The organism is Victivallis sp. (assembly GCF_048170485.1).
Lineage (GTDB): Bacteria > Verrucomicrobiota > Lentisphaeria > Victivallales > Victivallaceae > Victivallis.
On record NZ_DBEXAY010000254.1, the window covers coordinates 18,590 to 40,847 of the forward strand.

The following is a 22,258-nucleotide window of genomic DNA, read 5'->3' on the forward strand; positions in this document are numbered from 1 at the left end:
GGTTGTCTCCTCGATGAGCATGATATAAGATACCGTGTCATCGAAACTCTTGCAAGCCGGATTCCGGGAAAGCGCAGAAAACTTTTCTCCGCCGCACGGAGAAAGTTGTACGTACAACTTCAGAAAATCGCGCTCTTTTTTTCAACATTTTTTCGTTCCGGAGTTGTTTTCTGTCACCGGAATTCCTATAATTAAAGCAGAAACAACGGAAAAGATGGGAAAAAACGATGTCTGTACAACCGAAATACCAGCAGATCCGGGAGGAGCTGACGCGGGAGATCGCCGCCGGAGTGTTCGCCTCCGGGGAAAAGCTGCCGACCGAGGAGCATCTCGCCCGCCAGTTCGGCGTCGCCCGGCAGACGGTGCTCAAGGCGCTCGACGCCATGAAGCTGGAAGGGGTCATCACCTCCGAGCGGGGCCGCGGCACCTTCGTCGCCGTCACCCACGGCCGAAGGCGGAGCGCGCAGGAGAACTGCCGCCAGCTGGTCTTCATCAGCTCCAATCTGGAGGAGTCCTTCGGTCACCGGGTGCTGCTGGGAGTGGAACGGGCCGCCCGTCAGATCGGCTGCTCCCTGGTCACCTGCAACACGCGCAACGATTCGGAACGGGACGCGGAATATCTGCGCCGGGCACGCAACACCGGCGCCGACGGCATCATTCTGCTGCCCTATCTGCGCCATCCCAACGGCGAGCTGGTCAGCCGGGTGGCGGAGAGCGTTCCGCTGGTCTGCGTGGACAACATTCCGCCGGGGGTGACGGTGCCGCTGGTGACGACGGACAACTTCCGGGCGGCTCATGACGCGGTGCTCCGGCTGATCGACATGGGGCATCGCAACATCGGCTTCATTCTGAGCCGGATGGAGTATGCCGCGGCGCCCGGCTCCATCGGGGACCGTTACCGGGGATACCGGCGGGCGCTGGAAGAACGCGGCATTGAATTCCGGCCGGAGTGGGTGGCGGAGCTGGGGCCGCATCTGGCGGAAGCGCGCCCGCAGGACATCGGGCTGGAGTTGTACGGATATCCGGCGATGCACCGGCTGATGAGCTGCGAAGTACCGCCGACCGCAGTGCTGCTGCTGTGGGACGAACTGGGCCCGGGGGCGCTGGCGGCGATCCGCAACGGCCGGCGGCGTGTTCCGGAGGACTTTTCGCTGCTCGGCTTCAACGACGACGATCTGTGCAGTCTCACCAATCCGATGCTTTCGAGCGTCCGCCAGCCGGCGGAGGAGCTGGGCGAGACGGCGGTGCAGCTGTTGGACGACATGCGCCGGGGCATCACGCCGCCGCCGGTGACCCGTCTAAAAAACCATCTGATCCTGCGTGACAGCATTGCCGCGCGTTGTGAATTTGAACACTCCACCAACCTAAAAGAAAGGATTTCGTTATGAGCATTGCCCGTTCCATTCCAACCCGGCAGGGGAAACGATCTTCCTTTACGCTTATCGAACTTCTCATCGTAATCGCCATCATTGCAATCCTCGCGGCGATGCTGCTGCCGGCGCTGAACAAGGCACGGGAAACCGCGAAGGCTTCCACTTGCGTCAACAACCTCAAACAGCTTACCACCGCGATGTTTCTATACGCGGATGATCACGACGGCTGGACAATCCCTAACTACCGGGCGAATATCACCGGCTGGGGACGCGTCAACAACAACTACTGTTTTTTTCCCAGATATCTGGCCCGCACCGCAGCAGCCTGCCCCACCGACCCGGTTCTGCCGAGCCAGCAGAATGCATATTACGGAATTTACGGAATGTATATTTTCGGCAAAGACGACAATGTTTTGAACAGTGATGTACAGACGATACTGGGAAATGGCTCGTGCAGGACAATAGAAGAAAAATCGGATCGGGTCAGTTACCGCCCGTCCGCCGTCAAACACAGCAGCAAAACCGTTTTTTTCGCAGACAACCGAGCCTCCATTCCGTTCAATGCCTACCCGCTCGGCGCCGGCAGTTATGTTTTTTCACCGACCACAATACTTGACTCGAACTGCCGGGCGGGAGTCACGCTGATTCATTCGGGAAAAAGCGGAGCAGCGTTCTTCGACGGGCATGTCAATCTTCTCAATGAAAATCAATTAAAGGGCAATGTCAACAACAAATTCACTCTGCTTTTCAACGAACATTTCGTCCAGTTGTAACATGAGTACCGTTCATGACGACAGATGAAGGAAAGGTATCGCATGAAAAATTCGACCGTTTCAGTTCTCACGGCGCTGCTCGCCTCTGGCCTGGCCTGTGCAACCGGGGCCCCGGTTCAGGTGGACCGTTTCGGACAATATACCGGGGAAAACTGGCCAGGGAAAATCACCTCCGATCAGCAGCTCCGCGAAGAAGCAGCGGCAGAAGAGGTGCAGCTCATCCGGTTCGACGCTTTTGACCCGCAGCGTTTCGATCGTTACGGTGGAATCCTTGACGGTCAGAAATTCCGAGCAACGGGCTTTTTCCGCCTGGAGAAGGTCAGAGAACGCTGGTGGTTCATCACTCCGGAAGGAAATCGTTTTTTTCTGATCGGCTGTGACGCTCCGGACTTTTATGAAAAAGGGTACGCCACCCCATTGACGCAACCGGATGGAACGCCGCGAAACGTTTTTTTGCAACTACCGGAAGTTCCCCGAAACAATACGCCATTCAGCGCCTATTCCCGGCCGGGAATGGTCAACTTTCTCGCAGCGAACCTGCAACTGAAATATGGAGAGGATTTTCGAGAAAAGGCACTCGAAATCAACCGGAGACGTCTGATTTCTTGGGGGTTCAACAGCACACCGAAATGGGGCTGGGGAACACATATCGGCCTGCCGTTCATAGAGGATATGAATTTCCGCAAGCTCTCCCGGTTTCGCAACTATCTGCGAAACATCGACGTGTATGCTCCGGATTTTCGGGAGAATGCGGAAAAGGAAATCGTTCAACAGATCGCCCGGAGGCGACATGAGCCTCTACTGCTCGGGTATTCCACGGAAAACGAAAGCGGCCTCAGCTTTTCCATGCTCGACGGCATTGCAGCCGGAAAAAATTCTCCGATGAAGCGCGCTCTGATCGATTTCCTTTGGGAAGAGCTGGGGGAAGAGAACGTGGGCAAGCTCTTCAAAGTCACGGGAAAATTCGACCGCTCCTCCGTCGCCCGAACTCCCCGGCCGGGGATCAGGATTCCACGCCGCCAGGCCGCCGCGTTCATCCGCAAAACATCGCAACTCTATCACCGTCAACTTCGGGAAATCTACCGCAAACACGATCCGGATCATCTCTGGTTCGGTGCGGGACATTGCAAACATCAGGCGTTTGAATGGATCTATGAAGCAATTCCCTATGTCGATGCCCTTCTGCTCCACGATTACGATATTTATGCGGCCTGGAGCACTCCCATCCGCAAGCGGCTGCACGAGCTGGATAAACCCTACATCATTGCCGAATACTCCTTTGTTCAGGCAAGGCGCGGGTACCCCGCCTTCAACGGCTACGTCTGCGTTCCCGACGAAAAATCCCGGGGAACCGGATATCGCTATTTCACCGAACAGCTCGCCGCAGATCCCAATTGCGTCGGGTTCGGGTACTTTATCCTCTACGATCAGGCGGTCACCCGCCGGAGTCTTCCGCGTGGAGAAGCGTATAATTTCGGGCTGGTGAATCAGCAGGATCAGCCGTATCACGCCATGCTCGAACAGGTTCGGATCGCCAATGAGGAACTGCCCGAGATTCACGCGGGGCGCCGGCAGCCTTTTGCCGCGAATCCGGCAGACATTCTGGGCTGGAAGTCCACCCGACTGAGTCGACTGCAGGTTTTACCCGGCAGTCGCAGTCCCTACATCATCGGAGATGCCGTCATGGCGGATGAATTTTACGGCGGATGCCCCTTCCGTTTCAAGGTAAACGATGCCATCGCGACGGAATTTCTCCAGGGTCGTAAACACATATTCGTCTCAATCGGAACCATCAAGGCCGATTCGTACTTTGCAGATGCCCGGGCGACGGTTCATCTGTGGAAAAAACGGAGGGGAAGCGACTTAAACCGCTTTTTCCGCCTGGAATATTCTTTCGACAATCGGCAATTCACCCCGCTGGAAATGCGTTTTACCCTGGAACAGGAAATGGAACATGATCGTTATTCCATGACACCGGCGGAGCCGATGCCGGAAAACTGCCGCTATCTGCGGCTTTCCATCGGAGTCACGGAGCCGGAACGGGCATGGATGGCAGCGATAGCCGACTGGCGGGTTATCGAAAAAAATAAACCTCTGCAAATATCCTGTATTTCCAGAAAATAGTCCGCAGCCACCCCCCGATAAAATTCCCTTGCTTTCGATACTGCAACAGCTAAACCAGGAGTGGAAAAACATGAAAAACCATCTGATCATCATCGGCTTATCGGCAGTAAGCATACTTTTCGCCTCCACCGCCGAGCCGGCCGTCGACCGCTACGGCCAGTATACCGGCAAGGAGTGGCCGGGCAAAGTCACCTCCGACGACCAGCTCCGCGCCGACGCGGCAAAGGAGTGGCCGCGGATCCGGGACGCAAAGTTCGATCCGGCAAAGTTCGACCGGTTCGGCGGCCGCCTCGATGCCGGGAAATTCGAGGCCACCGGGCGTTTCCGCCTTCAGAAGATCGACGGGCGCCACTGGCTCATCACTCCGGAAGGGCACCGCTATTTCCTCATCGGTTGCGACGCAGTCGGATACCGGGAGGGCGGCTACTCCACTCCATTGAAAAATCCGGATGGATCGCGCCGAAGCGGTTTTGCCGAACTCCCCGACATCAAGCTGGTCCCGGATGGTCTCCCCGGCGGGAAAAAGGTCAATTTTCTCGCGGCAAACCTCGCGAAGAAATACGGACCGTCCTACTATGAAAAATCGAAGGAGGTCAATCGGAAGCGCCTGATTAGCTGGGGGTTCAACTCCACGGCCAAGTGGGGATGGGGGGAGACCTTCGATCTGCCTTATGTGGAAGACTGGACCTTCCGTACCGTCAAACTGCTGCCGCGCCGCCGGATCGACGTTTACGATCCCGGATTCGCCGCCGCCGCGGAAAAAGAGGTCGCCGCGCTGGTTGCCCGCCGCAAAGACGATCCCATGCTGATCGCCTATGCCTCGGAAAATGAGAACGGCTGGGAATACCGCGATGTTCGAGAACTGACGGCAGCCGCCCCGACCGTCGCCTCCAAGCAGGCTCTGGTGGACTTTCTGATCCGCCGCCACGGCGAAGCGAAGGCCGCCGCGCAGTTCCGGCTTTCCGGCGGACGCAAAGCGATGCTGGAAAATCGGAAGATTGTCAACCTGAATCAGAAAGACATTTCCGACTTCATCACCGAAAGTTCCCGGTATTATCACCGGATTGTCCGGGGGCTCTTCCGCAAATATGACCCGGATCATCTCTGGTTCGGCGCCTCTCACTGCCGCGGTCAGGCGGACGAGTGGATCTATGCGGCGGCGGAATTCACCGACGTGGTCATGCTCAACGAATACGACATCTACGCCTTGTGGACCGCCCGGCTGATGCCGGAACTGCGCAAACAGGACAAACCGTTCTTCATCACCGAATTCAGTTTCGTCTGCGATCAACGCGGCCTGCGCCCCTACAACTCGGTCAACACCGTGCGTGACCAGCAGGCACGGGGACTCGGCTATCGCCATTACACCGAACAGCTGGCGGCTGATCCGCTCTGCATCGGCTTCGGCTACTTCATCTTCTTCGATCAGCCGGTCATGATGCGCAGTCTGCCGATGGGGGAAAGTTTCAATTTCGGACTGGTGGACGGTACCGACCGGCCTTACGAAGAGATGATCACGGAAGTGAAACGGAGCAACTCCCGGCTGGAAGCGGTGCACGCCGGGAAAATCAAACCGTTCCGGCTGAAAAATCCGGATAAAATTCTCTTCAGCCGGACCCAGCAGAAACTGCTCGCCGATTTTCTTCCGTCAAGCTGTTCCACCTACATCGTTCAGGATACCTCCAATGCGACTGAATACTTCAGTGGATGCGAGTTACGTCTAAAAATCGATGAGAGACGTCAGGAAGCCCGACCGCAGACGCAATGTCCAGTCGGCACCGCCTATGCGGGCGACAACTCCCGATTCGGTTCGGTGAAAGCGGACTGCTATTTCTGGAAGAACCACCGCGGCAAGGAGCTGAACCGCTATTACGCGCTGGAAGGGTCCGCAGACGGCAGACATTTCTCCCCGCTGCCCCTCCGGTTCGAACTGGTCCGCCGGGCGGAGTTCGATCACTACGTCATGCGCAACGCCGAACCGATTCCGGCGGAAATCCGCTATCTGCGGCTCGTGCTCAAAGCGCCGGTGCCGAACCAGAGCTGGTCCAATCAGATTGCGGGAATCGAGATCGAACGCTGATCCCCCTCCCCTGCCCTGCCGGAATACACGGGAGCCCCGTTCCGTCGCTGTCACCGCCCGCGCGGCGGGATGGCGACGCTGGAGCGGTCGCACAACAGATAGTCCACGAGAGTATCCCGGCAGACCGGCTCGCCCGCCACCAGTTTTTCCAGCGTGTCGAACGCCCGCCGCGCCAGCTCCGCAAAGTTCTGGCAGAGCGTCGTCTGCGGCGGCGAAAGAAACTTTGAGACATCCACCATCTCCCAGGTGATCAGCGAGAAATCTTCCGGCACCCGGAAGCGGCACACCTCCAGCGAATGCAGCACCGACGCCGCTTCGCTCTCCCCCGTGTTGATGATCGCCGTGACGCCGCACTCGGCCATGCGCAATACGGCGCCGTGAAGCAAGCGCACCAGCGAATCCGGATCCCCGGGGCTGTGTTTTCCATGCACACACTCGGCAAAGGCACTCAGATTATGCACCCGCATCATCCGGTCAAACGCCTCGTGCCGGGTCCGGTTGCAGTAGGATTCCGGGTCGCCGTTGATGATCATTCCGATCCGGCGGTGTCCGTAGCCGACCAGATGGCTGACCGCCAGGTTGACCGCCTGGAACTCGTTGGAAAACACCGAATAAACCCGGTCGATGTGTCGCGCCGAATCGTTGATGCAGACCATCGGCAGATTGCGCGTCGAACCGATCTTCTCCGCCAGATGGTTGTTGAAGTCAAAGGAGATGACCCCCTCCACCGCGCGCTCATTCAGGAGTTCGATCTGATCCGCCGAGATGATCTCCAGCCACCAGTTTCGCTGCTCCGCCTCGAGCCGCAGCGCATTCAAGACGTTGATGGAGTACCATTTCAGGATGGTCCGGCTCTCCGGCAGGATCAAGGCGATCACCCGCCGGAGCGGTTTCTGCTGGTAGCCCACCTGCCGCGCCGCCTCAAACACCCGCGCCGCCGTCGCCGGCTGCACGTGCGCCCGGCGGTTCAATGCCCGCGACACGGTCGAAACATCCACCCCCGCCAGTTCGGCGATCTGCCGGATTCCGGATTCACTTTTTTTCCGCATGGAGCGTCTCCCCTCCCCTTTCCTCATAAAGTATCACCGGATTCGCCGGATTTCCATCATATTGTTGCAAATATTGTATTTTTTTGCTTATTCTTGCAGAAAAGAACCGGCGCATCAACTTGTCTTTTCGCCGGAACCCGGTTACACTATATCGAACACCGGAGGTTCCGGCCCCGGTTAAAACGCCAACAATCAAGGGGAATATCATGCCGAAAAACTTCAAATCGATGTTGATTCGAAGTGAACACAATCCCCTGTTCCGCCCGGAGGACTTCCCGTACGGCGCGGCGGAACAGGTCTTCAATCCCGGACAGGTGATGACGCCGGACGGCCGCACCATCCTGCTGTTGTCGGTCACGATGCGCAACGAGAAGTTCGCCCGCTGTCACGTGGCAGAGAGCCGCGACGGAATCCATTTCGACATCCACGAGAAACCGCTCTTCGAAGTCGATGAAACCAAACGGTTCGGCGACCTCGACTTTCATCCGATCGACTGCCGGGTCACCTGGTTCCCCGAGGACAACTGCTACTACATCATGCGCCCCGCCAACTCCGGCTGGGGATGCTGTGCATTGCTCTACCGCACCACCGACTTCCTCTCCGCGGAACCGGTCGAGATCATCGCTCTGCCGCACAACCGCGTCCCCTGCCTCTTCCCCGAGAAGATCAACGGCGAATATGTCCGGCTCGACCGCCCCTACAGCCTCAGCGCTCCCTATGAGAAGTCCTGGGCGCACATCTGGATCTCCCGCTCGCCCGATTTGATCCACTGGGGCGAATACCGGCCGCTTCTCCAGCGCGACTTCATGGCGTGGAACAACCTCAAAATCGGTCCCACCGTGCCGATCAAAACCGAAAAAGGCTGGCTCGAAATCATCCACGGCGTTCAGAACACCTTCACCGGATTCCGCTACAGCCTCGGGGCATTGCTGCTCGACCTCGAGAATCCGGAGAAGATCATCGGCCGCATGAACCGCTATCTCCTCACTCCGGAGACCGAGTACGAACATCTCGGCGTCATCCCCGAAGTGGTCTTCGCCACCGGCGCGATCGCCGACTTCAAAACCCGGGAACTGCGCATCTACTACGGCGGCGCCGACACCACCACCAACCTCGCAACCGGCAACCTCGACGAAATCATCGACGGCTGTCTCAAAGGGATCTGAAATCATGAGCATCTTTATCGACCGTTCCGGAAGCCGCTTCCTGCTCACCGCAGGCGAAATGAGCTACGCCTTTGAAGTGCAGGAGAACAGCCGGCTGATCCACCTCTACTGGGGGGCGAAACTCGACCGCGCCGACGATCTCCCTTCTGCCGCCGATCTGCAGTGGCATCGCCACTATTCCGACCGGCAGCAGAAGGCGAGTCTGCAGGAGTATCCCGCCTTCTACGGCGAGTACTATCACGAGTGTGCCATCAAAGCGGAGTACGCCGACGGCGTGCGCGCAACCAAGTTCCGCTTCGCCGGCAGCCGGGTCCAGAAGAAGTTCGATCACGAACTGCTGGAGATCACCCTCGAAGAGGAGAGCCACCCGCTCACGGTCAGGCTTTTCTACCGCGTCTGGCCCGAACTCGAACTCATCGACCGCTGGAGCGAAATCACCAATCATGCGGAAACTCCGGTCGCACTTGAGAACTTCGCTTCCGCCGCCTGGCAGCTCCCGGCCGCGCCGAACCTCTGGCGACTTACCCACCTCTCGGGCCACTGGGGCAAGGAGGCGACGATCGAACGCATTCCGGTTTCGACGGGCAAATTCACCATGGAGAGCCGCACCGGTCTCTCCGGCCCCTTCGCGGTGCCGTACTTCGCCCTCGACGAGGGGAACGCCGACGAACTCTCCGGCGAGCTGTTCTTCGGCGCGCTCCACTGGAGCGGCAACTGGAAGATCACCGTCGAACGAGATCCCTACGATCACACCGCCGTCACCGGCGGAATCCATGACTTCGACAACCGTCTCATTCTCAAGCCGCAGGAGTCTTTCACCACGCCGGTCTTCTCCGGCGGCTGGAGCCCGGCCGGATTCAGCGGCGCAAGCCGGGTGCTCCACCACTATCAGATGCGCCATGTGCTGCCGCCGGTGATCGCCGCGCGGCCGATGCCGGTGATCTTCAATTCGTGGGGTTGCATCAACGTCCACGTCAACGAGGAGAACATTCTGCGCGCGGCGAAGCTCGCGAACCGCATCGGCGCCGAACTCTTCGTGATCGACGACGGCTGGCAGCACGCACTCGGCGACTGGTTCCCCGATCCGGTGAAGTTCCCCAACGGTCTCAAGCCGGTCATCGAACTGGTCCGTTCGCTCGGCATGGAGTTCGGGCTCTGGGTCGAAATCGAATCCTACGAGCTGGCGAGCGACCTCTACAAGGCTCATCCGGAGTGGGCGATGCGCTACCCGGGCCGGGAACCCTTCACCCGCTACCGCTCCGACGTCGACCGCACCTCGGTGATGCTGAACTTCGCCCGGCGCGATGTGGCCGAGCACATCTATCAGCAACTGCATAAGCTGGTTGCCGAAACCGGGATCAAATATCTCAAACTCGATATGAACTGCTTCGTCAGCTCTCCCGGCTGGGGCGACCTGCCGCCGGAACAGCAGGGGCGGATCTGGATCGACTACGTGCACAATCTCCACTGGATTTTCGAACGGCTCAGCGCCGACTTCCCGGAACTTCTGATGGAGAACTGTTCGTCGGGCGCCTCCCGCGCCGACCTCGCCATGACCCGCTTCTTCGGCCGCATGAACCGCAGCGACAATCAGGACGCGCTCGACATGCTCAAGCTCCACGAAGGGTTCACCATGGTCAATCCCCCCCGCATGGCCGGCGGCGCCTGCCACATCAGCGATTCGATGTATCACGTCAATCACCGCAGAACGCCGCTGCAGTTCCAGGCGTTCTGCGGCATGCTGGGGTCGCTGGCCTGCGGCAAGGATCTGACGCACTGCACCGAGGCGGAACTTACGGAGATCCGCCGGTATACCGATCTCTACAAGAAACTGCGCCACATCACCAACTTCGGCGACCTCTACCGGCTGGCCAGCCACCGGGAACACCCGTGGGCAATCTATGAATATGTCGCGCAGGACCGTTCCGAAGCGGTGGTGTTTCTGCTCGGCGGTTCGATGCAGTTCGCCGACGCGATTCCGCCGGTAAAACTCGCCGGCCTCAAGCCCGACGCACTTTACGAGATCACCTGTTACGGCGAAAAGGCGCCGGAGGACGATTCCGTGCGGCAGTTCCGCTATCCCCCGATCACCGGCCGCGGCGCCGCCAATGTCGGGCTCCAGGCCGAACTCTACGGCGACTTCGATTGCAGAATTTTCCATCTGAAAGAGGTGAACGCATGAAAATAACCCGTATCGAACCTGTCCTTGTGGGGGCGCCCACGCCCGGTTGCGGATTGCTCTCCAACCGGAACTACTTCTACCTTCTCGTCCACACCGACGAAGGGATCACCGGTCTCGGCGAAGCGACGCTCGAAAGCCACGACGATTCCATCCTCGGCGCTCTGCGCGACCTGGAGGATCTGATCGTCGGTCAGGATCCCACCCGGATCGGATACCTCATGCAGGTGTTGATCCGCCAGCGTTTCTGGAAGGGCGGCGTGGTCAAGGCCTCCGCCATCTCCGGAGTCGAGCTCGCCTGCTGGGACATCCTCGGCAAATCGCTCGGCAAACCGGTCTGGCAGCTGCTGGGCGGCGCGGTCCGCGACAAAATCCGCGTCTACGCCAACGGCTGGAGCGGCGGAGCGACCGATCCGGCCGTCATCCGCGACAAGGCGCAGGAGGCGCAGGCGTACGGTTACGCCGCCTTCAAGTTCAGTCTGGCGATTCCGAGCTGGCCGCTGCACGACACTGAAACGGTCCGCCGGGTCGCAAAGGCGGCGGAGACGGTGCGCGACGCGGTCGGTCCCGACGCCGCCATCTGTTTCGACGGGCACGGCCGCTACGACTCCAACCTCGCCATCCAGATCGGCAGAGCGCTGGAGGAGTACGACCTCATGTTCTTCGAGGAACCGGTTCAACCGGAGGACGAGGAGGGAATGCTCCGCGTCGCCCGCAGTGTCAACATTCCGGTTGCGGCAGGCGAACGGCTCACCCGGCCGCAGGAGTTCCGGCGCCTGATCGAGAAGCGGGCGATCTCCATTGCCCAGCCTGACCTCGCGCACTGCCACGGTTTCAATGAGGGGCTCAAGGTGGCCCATCTCGCCGAAGCGTTCGACGCCTTCGTCGCGCCGCACTGCCCGATGAGCCCGGTGATCACGGCGATTTCGCTTCACCTCGATGCGATTGCACCGAACTTCCTCATTCAGGAGCGGCTCTTCCTCAACGACTGGCGGAACGAGGTCATCACCGAACCGCTGCAGGTCAAGGAGGGATTCATCGAGCTGCCGAAGAAGCCGGGCTGGGGCATCGAACTTGATGAAGAACTGATCCGCAAACATCCGCGCATCGTGGCGGGCACCCCCCGGCTCTTCCGGCCTGACGGCGCGGTCTGCGACTGGTAAGGAGGTGCGCCATGCGTGAGGAATTCAAGGGAAAAACCGCGCTGATCACCGGCGGTTCGCGCGGTCTCGGAGAAGCGCTCTGCCGGCGGTTCGCCGCCGCCGGATGCCGCGTCATCGTCAACTACGCCCACGGGAAAGAGGCGGCGCAGGCGGTCGCCGACGCGGTCGGCGGCGAAGCAATTCAGTGCGACATCTCCTGCGAAGAGGCGGTGCAGAAGATGTTCGACCGGGTCGGTCCGGTGGACATTCTCGTCAACAACGCCCGGGTCGACCCCTACAAACGCACGCCGGAGATGAGCGACGGCGCCTGGTGGGATGCCGTCATGGGGGTCAACCTCAAGGGGGCCTACCTCTGCGGGAAATTCGCCCTCGAAGGAATGAAACAGAGACGGTGGGGGCGGCTGCTCCACATCTCCAGCTTGTGGGCTTATCAGCCCGCCAACGAGCGGATGCTCTCCTACGCGGCGGCGAAGTCGGCGATGCATGCCCTCTCCCGGGGCTTCGCCAACCTCGGCGCACCGTACGGCGTCACATCGAACGTGCTCGCGCCGGGGCTGATTCTCACCGATATGGTCTCGTCGCGTCTGACGCCGGAAATGCTGCAGAAGGAGATGGCGGGGATTCCGCTCGGGCGCGGCTCCTCGCCGGCGGAGGTCGCCGACTTTGCCTTCGACATCGTCCGGACCGGATTTCTGACCGGTGAGATCATCAATCTCAACGGCGGCGCCTTCATGGCCCCCTGAACGGGATTTCCGGGTAATCGGAAGCGGAAAAACGGCGGTTTCGTTTGCATTCCGCCGCAGGAGGCGCTATTGTGAAGCACGACCGGCGGAAATGCCATGGTTTCGCCGGAACTTCACTGCATCGGAAGGAGGTCGGAACATGCCGGAGCCGGAACGCGTCACCATTCGTCGGATCGCCGGAGAGCTCAATCTCTCCAGTTCCACCGTCTCCCGGGCTCTGGCCGGACGCCCGGAGATCTCGCCGGAAACCACCCGGAAAGTGATCGAAACGGCGCGGCGCCTCGGCTACCGTCCGCCACCGGAAAAACGCACCGTCATCCTGATCCTCCCCGACACCGACACTCCGCTGCAAAGTTACTCGACCGGCATGTTGAACGCTTTGCGCCGGGAATGTGGCATCCGCCATCTCCAGCTGGAAGCGGTCGCTGCCGATCACCTTGCCATGGTCGATGAACGCACTCTCTGCGGGGCGATCTCCTTCGATTTTCGAAACCGCCTCGCCTTCGAATGGGGGCGGTCGCACCGGCTTCCCCTGGTCTGCGTCAATGACATGCCGCACCATCTGGATGGAGTATATTCCGTCTTCACCGATGAATTTCAGGCGATGGCCGAAGCAGTCAATCACCTCGCCGGCTTCGGCCACCGCCGCATCGGCCTGCTGCTCACCGGCGCCTCGACTCACACCTCGCGCAACCGCCGGAAAGGATTTGAACAGGTCATGCGCGCACACGGGTTCCCGCTGGAGGGGATGATCGTCGACGACGCACTTTTTCCGCCGCCGCCGGCCCGGGTCGACGGTCTGGGCGGCATGCTCCGTAAACTGCTCGACGCTGAAGTGAGCGCCATGATCGTCTGCGGGGAAGGAAGCGCGGCGGAGGTCTATTTCACCCTGCGACGATTCGGCTTTTCCCTGCCGGAACAGCTGTCTCTCATCGTCTGGGAACAACCGGAGTTCAACCGCTTCGCCATTCCGCCGCTCACCTCGATTGCACAGGATTTCAACACGTTGGCAAAGAAGGCGTTCGACCTGCTCGAAACAGTCGCCGACGGAGAAACTCCCGACGAAGATGTTCCGGTCCCGGCCCGGCTGATTTCCCGGGGATCGGTCTTTGTGCCACAGAAAATCATGCACTGAACTGCACGGTTGCTGCATAAGATTGCACGGGATTCCCCCTGCCCGGATTTGTTTTTTTACCGTTTCTGCTCTATCCTTAAGGAGCAAACCAATCAATCCGGGAGCAGAACAAATGAAAGTCGGATGCAACTACTGGGCCTCGCACGCCGGCGTGCGGATGTGGAGTCAATGGAACGAGACGGTTGTCCGTCAGGATTTCGAACGGATGGCGGAAGCGGGAATTCAATCGGTCCGGGTCTTTCCGCTCTGGCCGGACTTCCAGCCGCTGGAACTTGCGGCCGGATGCCAGAACCGGCCGCGCCTGCTTCAGTTTCGCGGCGGGCCGCTGCCCGATACGCCGTGCGGCCGGGACGGAGTGGATGAACAGATGGTGCAGCGATTTCGGACGCTTGCAACAATCGCCGCCGAACACCGGCTCGAACTCATCGTCGGTCTGGTCACCGGCTGGATGAGCGGGCAGCTCTTCCTGCCGCAAGCCTTCGCCGGACTCGATCCCCTGCGTTCTCCGCTTTCGATCAAGTGGCAGATCCGCCTGGTTCGTTGTCTGGTGCGGGAACTGCGGGATCTTCCCGCCATCGCCGTCTGGGAGCCGGGCAACGAATCGAACTGCATGGGAGAGATCGCGACACCGCAAGAGGCGTGGAACTGGACCAATGCCATCACCGCGGCAATTCGCGCCGAAGACGCCACCCGCCCGGTCGCCTCCGGCATGCACGGCCTCATGCCGGGCGCCGATACGGAGTTCGGGAGCGAACTGCCCTGGACCATTGAAACACAGGGGGAACTGTGCGATCTTCTGACGCCCCACCCCTACCCGCACTCGATGAGCAAGCTTCCGGCGCGGGTGGATCCGCACACCTCGATTCGCGCGGCCTTTCAGGCGACGGTCGAATTGCGCTTCTACAGCGATCTCGGCGGGAAACCCGCCTTCGTCGAGGAGATCGGCACCTTCGCCCCCTCTTACTGCAACGAGCAGAGCAAGGCGGAATTTCTCCGCAATTCGATGTTCAACGCCTGGGCACACGGCTCGAGCCGCTTTCTCTGGTGGTGCGCCTTCGAGCAATCCATGCTGGAGCACTCCCCGTACAGCTGGAGCGCCTGGGAGCGGGAACTCGGCCTCTACGACGCCCGCTTCCGGCTCCGGCCGGTCGGTGAGGAAATGCGAAAATTCCGCAACTTCCTCGACGCTCTGCCCTTCCGGGAACTGCCGCTGTTCCGGCGCGACGCGGTCTGCCTGCTCACCCGGGAACAGGATTTCAACGCCTTCATGGCGAACGGCTGGAGTTCGTTTCTGCTGGCCAAGCAGGCGGGGTTCGATCTGGAATTCCGTTTCGTCGCCGACGGGGTCGGCAGAAGTTCTCTCTACTTCGTGCCCGGAATCCGCGGCGGCAGCTGGAGTTTTCGAGAAGAATTCCTCGCGCTATTAGAAGAGGTCCGGCAGGGAGCGACCCTGTTTCTCACCATCGACGACGGTGCGCTCGCCCCGTTTGAATCGGTATTCGGAGCAAGCGTCCGGAGCCGCGAAATGCGGAGTGCACCGGTCCGCTTCCGATTCGGCGGCGAGCTCTTCGAACTGAACGCTCCGTTCCGGCTGGAACTCTGCCCGCAGGAAGCGGAAGTGCTTGCATGCGAAGAGGACGGCAACCCGGTTTTCCTGCGCAATGCCTATGGCAGAGGAACCGTCTATCTTCTCACCGTGCCGCTCGAACGGGAACTGGCCGGAAGGCCGGGCGCATTCCACCGTCCGGAGGAACCGAAATGGTTCCGCTTCTATCAGACAGCAGCGGAGCGGGAGATCGGGGAACGAATCCTGCAAAGTTGTCATCCGCTGATTACGCTGACCGAACACCGCGACACCCCCGAGCACGCCTGGATCGTGGCCGTGAACAACCACAGCGAAACACTGTCATGTGATCTGAAAAGTGCCGCCGGGTGGCAGCCGGCAGCGCCGCTGCCGGATTCCATCGCGCCCCACACAGGAATCCTGCTGGAGTATTTTCATGCATGATTTTTCCTGAAAAACACATCAGAAAATCGGAACATTTTCCAGCGAAACAATTGACTTTGAAGAAGAAAACTGCTATGGTAAATACCATCGCCCCGAATTACGCACAACAAGGAAAGGATTTCCCATGCGTCAAGGCAGTCTGAAATGGTTCGCCCTCGTAGCGGCGGCAGTCATCCTCACACCGGCCATGTTGACGGCGGCTCCCGCCGGACAGGCGAAGAAAGCGCAGAAGGCGCAGAAAGCCTCCAAGCCCCAAAAGAAGGTTCCGCCGTTCTCCTTCCAAACCTCCGTGGACAAGCCCGGCGCCATCTACAAGAAAGGCGAAACCATCACCCTCAGCGGCCAGATGCTCGAACAGGGGAAACCGGTCAAGGGGAAATTCATGCGCTGTGACACCTTCGTCAACGGCGTGCGCAAGGGGCGGAAGATCGTTCCCAGCGAGGAAACGGTCGTCATCACCGGCAAACTCGACGAGCCGGGCTGGTTTTCCATGATTCTCACCGCGCTCGATGAGAACAAGAAGCCGATCAAAATTCCGAAGGACCGCTGGAATCGCCCCTATACCGGCGGCATCGGCGCGATGGTCGCCCCGGAGGAGATCAAGCCCTCCGGCACCGAACCGGCCGACTTCGACGCCTTCTGGAAGGCGCAGCGCGCGGAACTCGACAAGGTCCCGGTCAAGGCGACCCGCACCGAGGTTTCTGTACCAAAACAGCTGCAGGGCAAGGTGGTCTGCTACGATGTCAAGGTTGACTGTGCCGGCGGGATGCCGGTCTCCGGGTATCTGGCAATGCCCGTGAAGGCGGCGCCCAAATCCCTCCCGGCTATCGTGAGTTATCATGGAGCCGGTGTCCGCAGCGCCAACAAGCAACTCTGGCAGGGACGCAACGCCATCGCCTTTGACGTCAACGCGCACGGCATCGACAACGGCAAGGATGCCAAATTCTACAACGATCTTTCCGCCAACGAACTCAAGAACTATTTCCATCGCGGCAAGCAGAGCCGTGACGACTTCTATTTCAAGGGGATGTACCTGCGGGTCATGCGCGCGCTCGACTATGTGAAATCCCTGCCGGAGTGGGACGGGAAGACCCTGATCGTGCGCGGTGGCAGCCAGGGCGGTGGTCAGTCGCTCGCCGCCGCCGGACTCGACCCGGATGTGACGCTCTGCGTCGCCGGTGTCCCCGCTCTCGGCGACCATGCCGGCTGGATGGTCGGCCGCCAGCCCGGTTGGCCGCGGCTCTACACCGTCAAAAACGGCAAACCCAGCGATGAAAAGGTTCGCGCCACGGCGGAATACTTCGACAACAACAACTTCGCCAAGCGGATCAAGTGCGAGATCTACCTCTCGACCGGGTTCATCGACTTCACCTGTGCGCCGACTTCGGTCTACACGGTCTACAACTCGCTGCCCGACGGCGTCAAGAAGCACATCGACACGACGCCGGACCGCGGTCACGACGCGCCGATCCCCTCCGGGCACAAACGCATCAACAGCGTGCTCACCAAGAAGTAATTCTTCGTCCGATTAACGACACAAAACCGCCCGGGGTCAAGCGATCCCAGGCGGTTTTTATTGGAATGCGGCAGAAACTTCCACCGCACACACTGAATTTCGTCGGACTACTTCAGGCAGTCCGCCAGCAGATTGCCGGCGATCTTCGCCAGGCGACGGCACTCGGCGTTACTCCGGGAACGGACCCGGGTCTGCGCCTTGATCACCTTCGGCAGGTCCGGCAGTCCGGCACGCAGACCGGCGAGCTCCTTCTCGAAGCTCTCCGGGCGACGGGAGATCCGCACCGAGGCAAAATCCAGCTCCTGACCGAGCCGCTCCCGGTCACCGTCGGCATGGCAGGTGCTGAACATGTTGTGAATCTCCGCCACCCGGTCGAGCCGGGCGAACAATCCGCGCAGCCCATCCACCGCGGCGAATTCATCTTTCACGCCGTAGGTCACCCGGACTTCAACGCCTTCGTCAAGATCGACGGAACCGGCGCGAATCATCAACGTTGCCGTCGCTCCATCATACCGCCAGGCAGGAAGTTTCGCATCTTCAAATCGGTAACAGAAGGTTGCGTTCTTCCCATTCACCTCCACCTGCTCCGGCGGCACAACTCCCACCAGATGGAATTCCAGTTCGCGGCGGCGGAGGAATCCGGCAAAGGTCCCTTCCCGATGTACGACCGAGAGCGTGCGGACATCTTCCTTCTTCCGATGAGACATGGCAATCCGCGCAAATTTCCCGTCAAGATAATCGGTGGTAATACCGTCATCCTCATACAGATCGTAGGCGCCGCTTTCGCCGGGATAGACCGTCATCACCAGATTGGTGTAGCTGCGGTCGTTGAGACGGCGGCAATTGCGCTGCTCCGGAATCACCGTTCCCGGACGGACGAAAACCGGAACTTCCTTCAGCATGAACTTCCGGGAAATCGTCCTTCCCCCCTTGAGCATACTGCCGGCGGCAACGTCGTACCACTCGCCTTCCGGCAGCCAGATTTCGGCATCGGCCAGTTCGCTCTCCGGATTGACCGGCGAAACCACCGGCGCAATCAGCATCTCCCGCCCGAACATGTACTCCTGCTTCGAGGTGTAGGCCTTCTCTTCCTCCGGATATTCATAATAGAGCGGATGGCAGAGGCTGACGCCGCTTTCGAGCGCGTAACGGTCCTCGCTGTAGATGTAGGGCACGAGTTCATAACGGCGGCGCACCACATCGCCCATTAAAGAACTGAACGGTTCCGGATAAGCCCAGAAACGGCGTTCCGCATCGGCGTTCTTGGTGGTATGGGTCCGCATGATCGGCGAATACATGCCGAACTGAATCCAGCGCAGATAGAGTTCCGGATCGATGTTGCCGGGCATATGGCCACCGAGGTCATGGCTCCAGTATCCGTAAAGCACGTTCGCAGCGGTTGCGGTAAACCAGGGCTGGAACTTGAGCGAATCCCAGTTGGAAACGGTGTCTCCGGAGAATCCGATCACGTAACGCCCGGCGCCGACTCCGCCAAACCGGCTGAAGATCAGCGGGCGGTGACGATTTCGCCTTCCAAGCATATCCACCCAGTGCAGATGATTGATCCACGGCAGGGTATCCAATCCGGGAATGGCGGTGGATTCCCCCTGCTGCCAGTCCATCCACCAGAAATCGACCCCGCGCTGCTCCTCCGGATGGTGGAGCAGCTTGAAGTAGTTTTTCATATATTTCGGGTCGGTAATATCGAAGGGAACACGGTCCACCTTCTCTGGATCGAGTCCCATTGCCCGCGCCATCGCCTCAAACTGCTCCTCGTGCCGGCCGACGCCGTCCGCAGGATGGAGATTGAGCGTCACTTTGCAGCCGCGCCGGTGGAGATGGGCGAGAAATTCATCCGGATCGGGGAAGTAGCGGCGATCCCAGGTGTAGCCGGTCCAGCCCTCCAAGTGCCAATCCATGTCGATCACCATCACATCGATCGGAATCCCGGCCCGATCGAAGCCGTCGACCAGCTGTTCGATTTCACGGTCGCTGTAAGCCCAGTAACGGCTGTACCAGTAGCCGAGGGCAAAGCGGGGCGGAACCGGCTGGGAACCAAACACCTCCGCCGCGTCATGCAGCGCATCGGCATAGGCGTGTCCATAAGCGAGCAGATAGAGATCCTGCCGTTCCCCCGGTTCGCGCGCCGTCACCCATTTGCGGTTGCCGTTGATCCGTTTGATCGCCACGTTGCGGCTGTCGTCGATGACGCTCCAGCCGGAACGCGAAAGAAATCCCTTGCAGAGCTGCAACTTCTCACGCCGCTCCTCCGGGGTACACCAGTTGAAGATCTTCTCGTCGCCGTCACAGCAATCCAGCGTCCGGCAGGTGCCGAGCAGATTGCCGTCATCGGTCGAATCGGGAGTCCAGACGATCTTTTTTCCGTTGAGTTCAAACGTGACGTTCAGGTTTTCCGCAGAGAGCTTCTTCCCGTCCGGCAGCAATTCAATCGTCAGGGAATCCGTGGTGATGCCCAGCTTCCCGTCGCGGCGGGAGGTTTTGAACTTCACCCGCCCGAGATCACGGTTGAGCACCGCAAGGGTTTCGCGGTCCTCAAACTTTCCGTCCGCACTCCATTCGAACCGGACCATTCGATCGGTCAGCAGGGAGATGCGCACATTCGGAGCACACACTACATTCTCCGGCGCGGCGGGAGCCGTCCGGAACGCGGCTTGTTCCAGCATCATGGGTAATACACTCCTGTAGTTAATCCGGCGGCACCGCCGCCTCTTCCTTTAATAATATAAGCAATTCCATCCGGGAATACAATCCGGACCATCTGAGAAAAAAATACGATTTACCGGGAGAAATCAGCGTGCCGGTTCCACTGCAATCTTCAGACCGGTCACGTTATCCCAGCCGTCCGGAAGCCTCAGCGTAACCTCAAACAGTTCGCCAGTGCTCCCTCCCCGCCATGTGCGCGGAAGCCGGAAACGGCGTGTCTCCTGCTGGTGAGATAAAGTAATGAGAAATACAGACCGACCGGCGGAAGCTGCGGTACGCCGAATCAGGAATACAATTTTCGCCTCTTTTTGTCCCGGCTCGGCAAAGCGCGGATGGACACGAATCTGAAATGCCGGATCCGGCGACTTCACCTCATAGCCGGGAAATTTGGCAAATGCCTCTTTGGTAATCATAACCTGCGGCCCCCCTTCCGGGGCTGGGCCGCGTCGGAACAGCCAGACCCCCACACCCGGCCGGACGATTCTCATCCAAACCAGACTGTACTCCGGATTCTGAAGCATCTTGCGATGTTGTTCCTTCCCATAGCGCAGATACCAGCTTCCATAAAGATAATAATCCGCCAACGGGGATCCCCACGGCACGAAACGATTGCGCAACATCAGCATAGTGGCACTCCAGTTATCGCCGGAGAAACAGGCCCCCGGCCGAATCTGCGATCGAATCTCAGGGAAAAATTCGGAGCAGTCCGGATTTCGTCCCAACAAAGAGCGCAGATTCGCCGCCCCCGTCACTCCTTGAGCAAAAAACCAATACGACATCAGCGTCGAAACCAGGACGCCCCCTAGGAGTGCGCGCCGTTTCCGACATGCGTTGGGAAGTCGAATTCCTGCAAAAAAAATTCGGTCACTGATGACAGTTCCAGGTTCTGCCAGCGACGTTACACAAAGCGCCAGCAAAAATGCCACACACTCCGTATTGTGGTGCAGGAGAAAATTCACCATCTCCGGATTGCCGCGAAGCATATTCAGCACAACAAGAAGCAATGCGGCAGGAATCAGTCGCCAGCGCCGAAACACAGCAAACGAGATCGGCAGCAGCAGAAAAAGCACCAGAAACAGATTCTTCTCCTGTATAAGCGTCCCCCAGAAAACCGCAGGTCGCAACAGAGGAGAAAGCGCCATTTCCAACAGGTTGCCTCCCAATGCGGCATATTGATGCTCATACCGGTAGCCGCCGGAGAACCCAGGAATGATCCATTGCGTGACTAAGAGAAAATATCCGAGTGCAATTCCCCCGGTGAGTGCATAGTTTCGCCACTCCTGCCGCCGTTCCAACATCATGCAGAAACTCCAGCCGACCCAGAAAACCGCTACCGACTCCTTGACGGTCAAGGAAAAAAGAAAAACAGCGAATGCCCACCGGGGGTGTCCGCTCCGGCGAAGACAATAGAAAAGCAGCAGCAGAGGAATAAAAAAACTGATGACATGGGTCCCATACATACCGCTCAAATTGAGGTTGTTGACGACCGGGTTGAACAGTAACACAAGCCCGCAGCAGAACGATTCCGCCGGAGAGAGGCGACAGCGCCGCGCCAGCAGATAGATCAGTCCGGCGCTTCCCCAGAGACAGAGCGCTCCGATAACCGGCAGTAGAAACGGCGATCGGACCACGCCGAGCAACGGCGTGAACCAGAGGAAAAAACCGGGCATGAAATGGTCGCCGAAAAAATTTTCACCGCCGTGAACATCCACCTGCAGCCAACGCCCCTGCAAGGTGTTCCACGCCACTTCGTTGAAGATGCCCCAATCCTCCCAGAAAAGCAGAAGCCGATTCAACGTCTCCCGGTAAAGCCAGAGCCCCTGCCCGATAAAGAGGAGAATCAGCAGTGTCAGCAGAAGCAGCCAGTACCGTTCCGGCAGCCGCGGGAAAAAACTGCGACGGCCGCAACATGCCAGCAGTCGGCAGACACTCCAGCCGCTGAAAAAAATCAAGGCAAACACGGCATAGATGAACTGAGTCTTCGGCAACAACAGAAATGGAACCATTCCGACCCAGACAACCAGGCAACGGATCACCCGCTCCGCCGGAATCTGACGCACCACCCACAATACAGCGGCCGCAGCAACTGCAGCCGCCAGACTTCCGCCTGTCAGACTGCTCTTGGACGACGGGACAACAAAAAGACGCACAAGGTCACACAGAGCCACTCCAGTCAGCACATAAATACAAGAAAAAAAGGAAAGCCACAATAAAAAAGCTTCCTG

15 protein-coding genes are annotated in these 22,258 nt (G+C 59.4%); 12 read left to right on the top strand and 3 right to left on the bottom strand.

All coding sequences use genetic code 11. From position 1 onward, the window contains the following. The first annotated feature begins 227 nt into the window (after positions 1–227). The 4 genes from ACMLHG_RS13230 to ACMLHG_RS13245 all read left to right on the top strand — a co-directional run bounded on the left by ACMLHG_RS13230 (position 228) and on the right by ACMLHG_RS13245 (position 6,350). Entirely contained in the window at positions 228–1,388 is a 1,161-nt protein-coding gene (locus ACMLHG_RS13230; protein ID WP_417170791.1) for a GntR family transcriptional regulator, read from the top strand. Continuing rightward, positions 1,385–2,146, top strand: a complete 762-nt coding sequence (locus tag ACMLHG_RS13235; protein WP_417170792.1) for a prepilin-type N-terminal cleavage/methylation domain-containing protein — start codon at positions 1,385–1,387, stop codon at positions 2,144–2,146. Before ACMLHG_RS13230 ends, ACMLHG_RS13235 begins: the two co-directional genes overlap by 4 nt. Positions 2,147–2,188: 42 nt before the next feature. Next, positions 2,189–4,270, top strand: a complete 2,082-nt coding sequence (locus tag ACMLHG_RS13240) for a hypothetical protein (protein WP_417170793.1) — start codon at positions 2,189–2,191, stop codon at positions 4,268–4,270. Positions 4,271–4,340: 70 nt separating this feature from the next. Beyond that, positions 4,341–6,350 carry a hypothetical protein gene (locus ACMLHG_RS13245; protein ID WP_417170794.1) on the top strand — a complete coding sequence of 670 codons (2,010 nt, stop codon included), beginning with the start codon at positions 4,341–4,343 and terminating at the stop codon, positions 6,348–6,350. Positions 6,351–6,400: 50 nt separating this feature from the next. Here the strand turns inward: ACMLHG_RS13245 and ACMLHG_RS13250 are convergent, their stop codons facing one another. Then, positions 6,401–7,399, bottom strand: coding sequence for a LacI family DNA-binding transcriptional regulator (locus ACMLHG_RS13250; protein ID WP_294436326.1), 999 nt, complete (start codon positions 7,397–7,399; stop codon positions 6,401–6,403). A gap of 206 nt (positions 7,400–7,605) precedes the next feature. Between ACMLHG_RS13250 and ACMLHG_RS13255 the strand changes: the two genes are divergently transcribed. From ACMLHG_RS13255 to ACMLHG_RS13285, 7 genes are all read left to right on the top strand, one after another. Continuing rightward, on the top strand, positions 7,606–8,565 hold the full coding sequence (locus tag ACMLHG_RS13255; RefSeq protein ID WP_417170795.1) for a glycoside hydrolase family 130 protein: 960 nt from the start codon (positions 7,606–7,608) through the stop codon (positions 8,563–8,565). Between the two features lie 4 nt (positions 8,566–8,569). Further along, positions 8,570–10,747, top strand: a complete 2,178-nt coding sequence (locus ACMLHG_RS13260) for an alpha-galactosidase (protein ID WP_417170796.1) — start codon at positions 8,570–8,572, stop codon at positions 10,745–10,747. Beyond that, the gene (dgoD, locus tag ACMLHG_RS13265) at positions 10,744–11,907 is read left to right on the top strand and encodes a galactonate dehydratase (RefSeq protein WP_417170797.1); all 1,164 of its coding nucleotides are present in this window, start codon (positions 10,744–10,746) and stop codon (positions 11,905–11,907) included. The genes ACMLHG_RS13260 and dgoD overlap by 4 nt, the downstream gene beginning before the upstream one ends. Before the next feature lie 11 nt (positions 11,908–11,918). Then, the gene (locus ACMLHG_RS13270) at positions 11,919–12,650 is read left to right on the top strand and encodes an SDR family NAD(P)-dependent oxidoreductase (protein WP_417170798.1); all 732 of its coding nucleotides are present in this window, start codon (positions 11,919–11,921) and stop codon (positions 12,648–12,650) included. A gap of 139 nt (positions 12,651–12,789) precedes the next feature. Beyond that, positions 12,790–13,785 (top strand): LacI family DNA-binding transcriptional regulator, encoded by a 996-nt coding sequence (locus tag ACMLHG_RS13275; RefSeq protein WP_295810342.1) that lies wholly within the window; start codon positions 12,790–12,792, stop codon positions 13,783–13,785. A 112-nt stretch (positions 13,786–13,897) separates the two neighbouring features. Then, positions 13,898–15,793 (top strand): beta-mannanase, encoded by a 1,896-nt coding sequence (locus tag ACMLHG_RS13280; protein ID WP_417170799.1) that lies wholly within the window; start codon positions 13,898–13,900, stop codon positions 15,791–15,793. A 124-nt stretch (positions 15,794–15,917) separates the two neighbouring features. Next, positions 15,918–17,309, top strand: coding sequence for an acetylxylan esterase (locus ACMLHG_RS13285; protein WP_417170800.1), 1,392 nt, complete (start codon positions 15,918–15,920; stop codon positions 17,307–17,309). 107 nt (positions 17,310–17,416) lie between these two features. Here the strand turns inward: ACMLHG_RS13285 and ACMLHG_RS13290 are convergent, their stop codons facing one another. Together ACMLHG_RS13290 and ACMLHG_RS13295 are read right to left on the bottom strand one after the other, a co-directional pair. After that, positions 17,417–19,996, bottom strand: a complete 2,580-nt coding sequence (locus ACMLHG_RS13290; protein WP_417170801.1) for a TIM-barrel domain-containing protein — start codon at positions 19,994–19,996, stop codon at positions 17,417–17,419. 123 nt (positions 19,997–20,119) lie between these two features. After that, positions 20,120–21,781: a DUF2079 domain-containing protein gene (locus ACMLHG_RS13295; protein WP_417170802.1), complete on the bottom strand. Its 1,662-nt coding sequence runs from the start codon at positions 21,779–21,781 to the stop codon at positions 20,120–20,122. On the opposite strand from ACMLHG_RS13295, the gene ACMLHG_RS13300 reads away from it, so the two are divergent. Beyond that, positions 21,707–22,246 carry a hypothetical protein gene (locus ACMLHG_RS13300; RefSeq protein WP_295810420.1) on the top strand — a complete coding sequence of 180 codons (540 nt, stop codon included), beginning with the start codon at positions 21,707–21,709 and terminating at the stop codon, positions 22,244–22,246. The genes ACMLHG_RS13295 and ACMLHG_RS13300 overlap by 75 nt on opposite strands. Positions 22,247–22,258 lie beyond the last annotated feature (12 nt).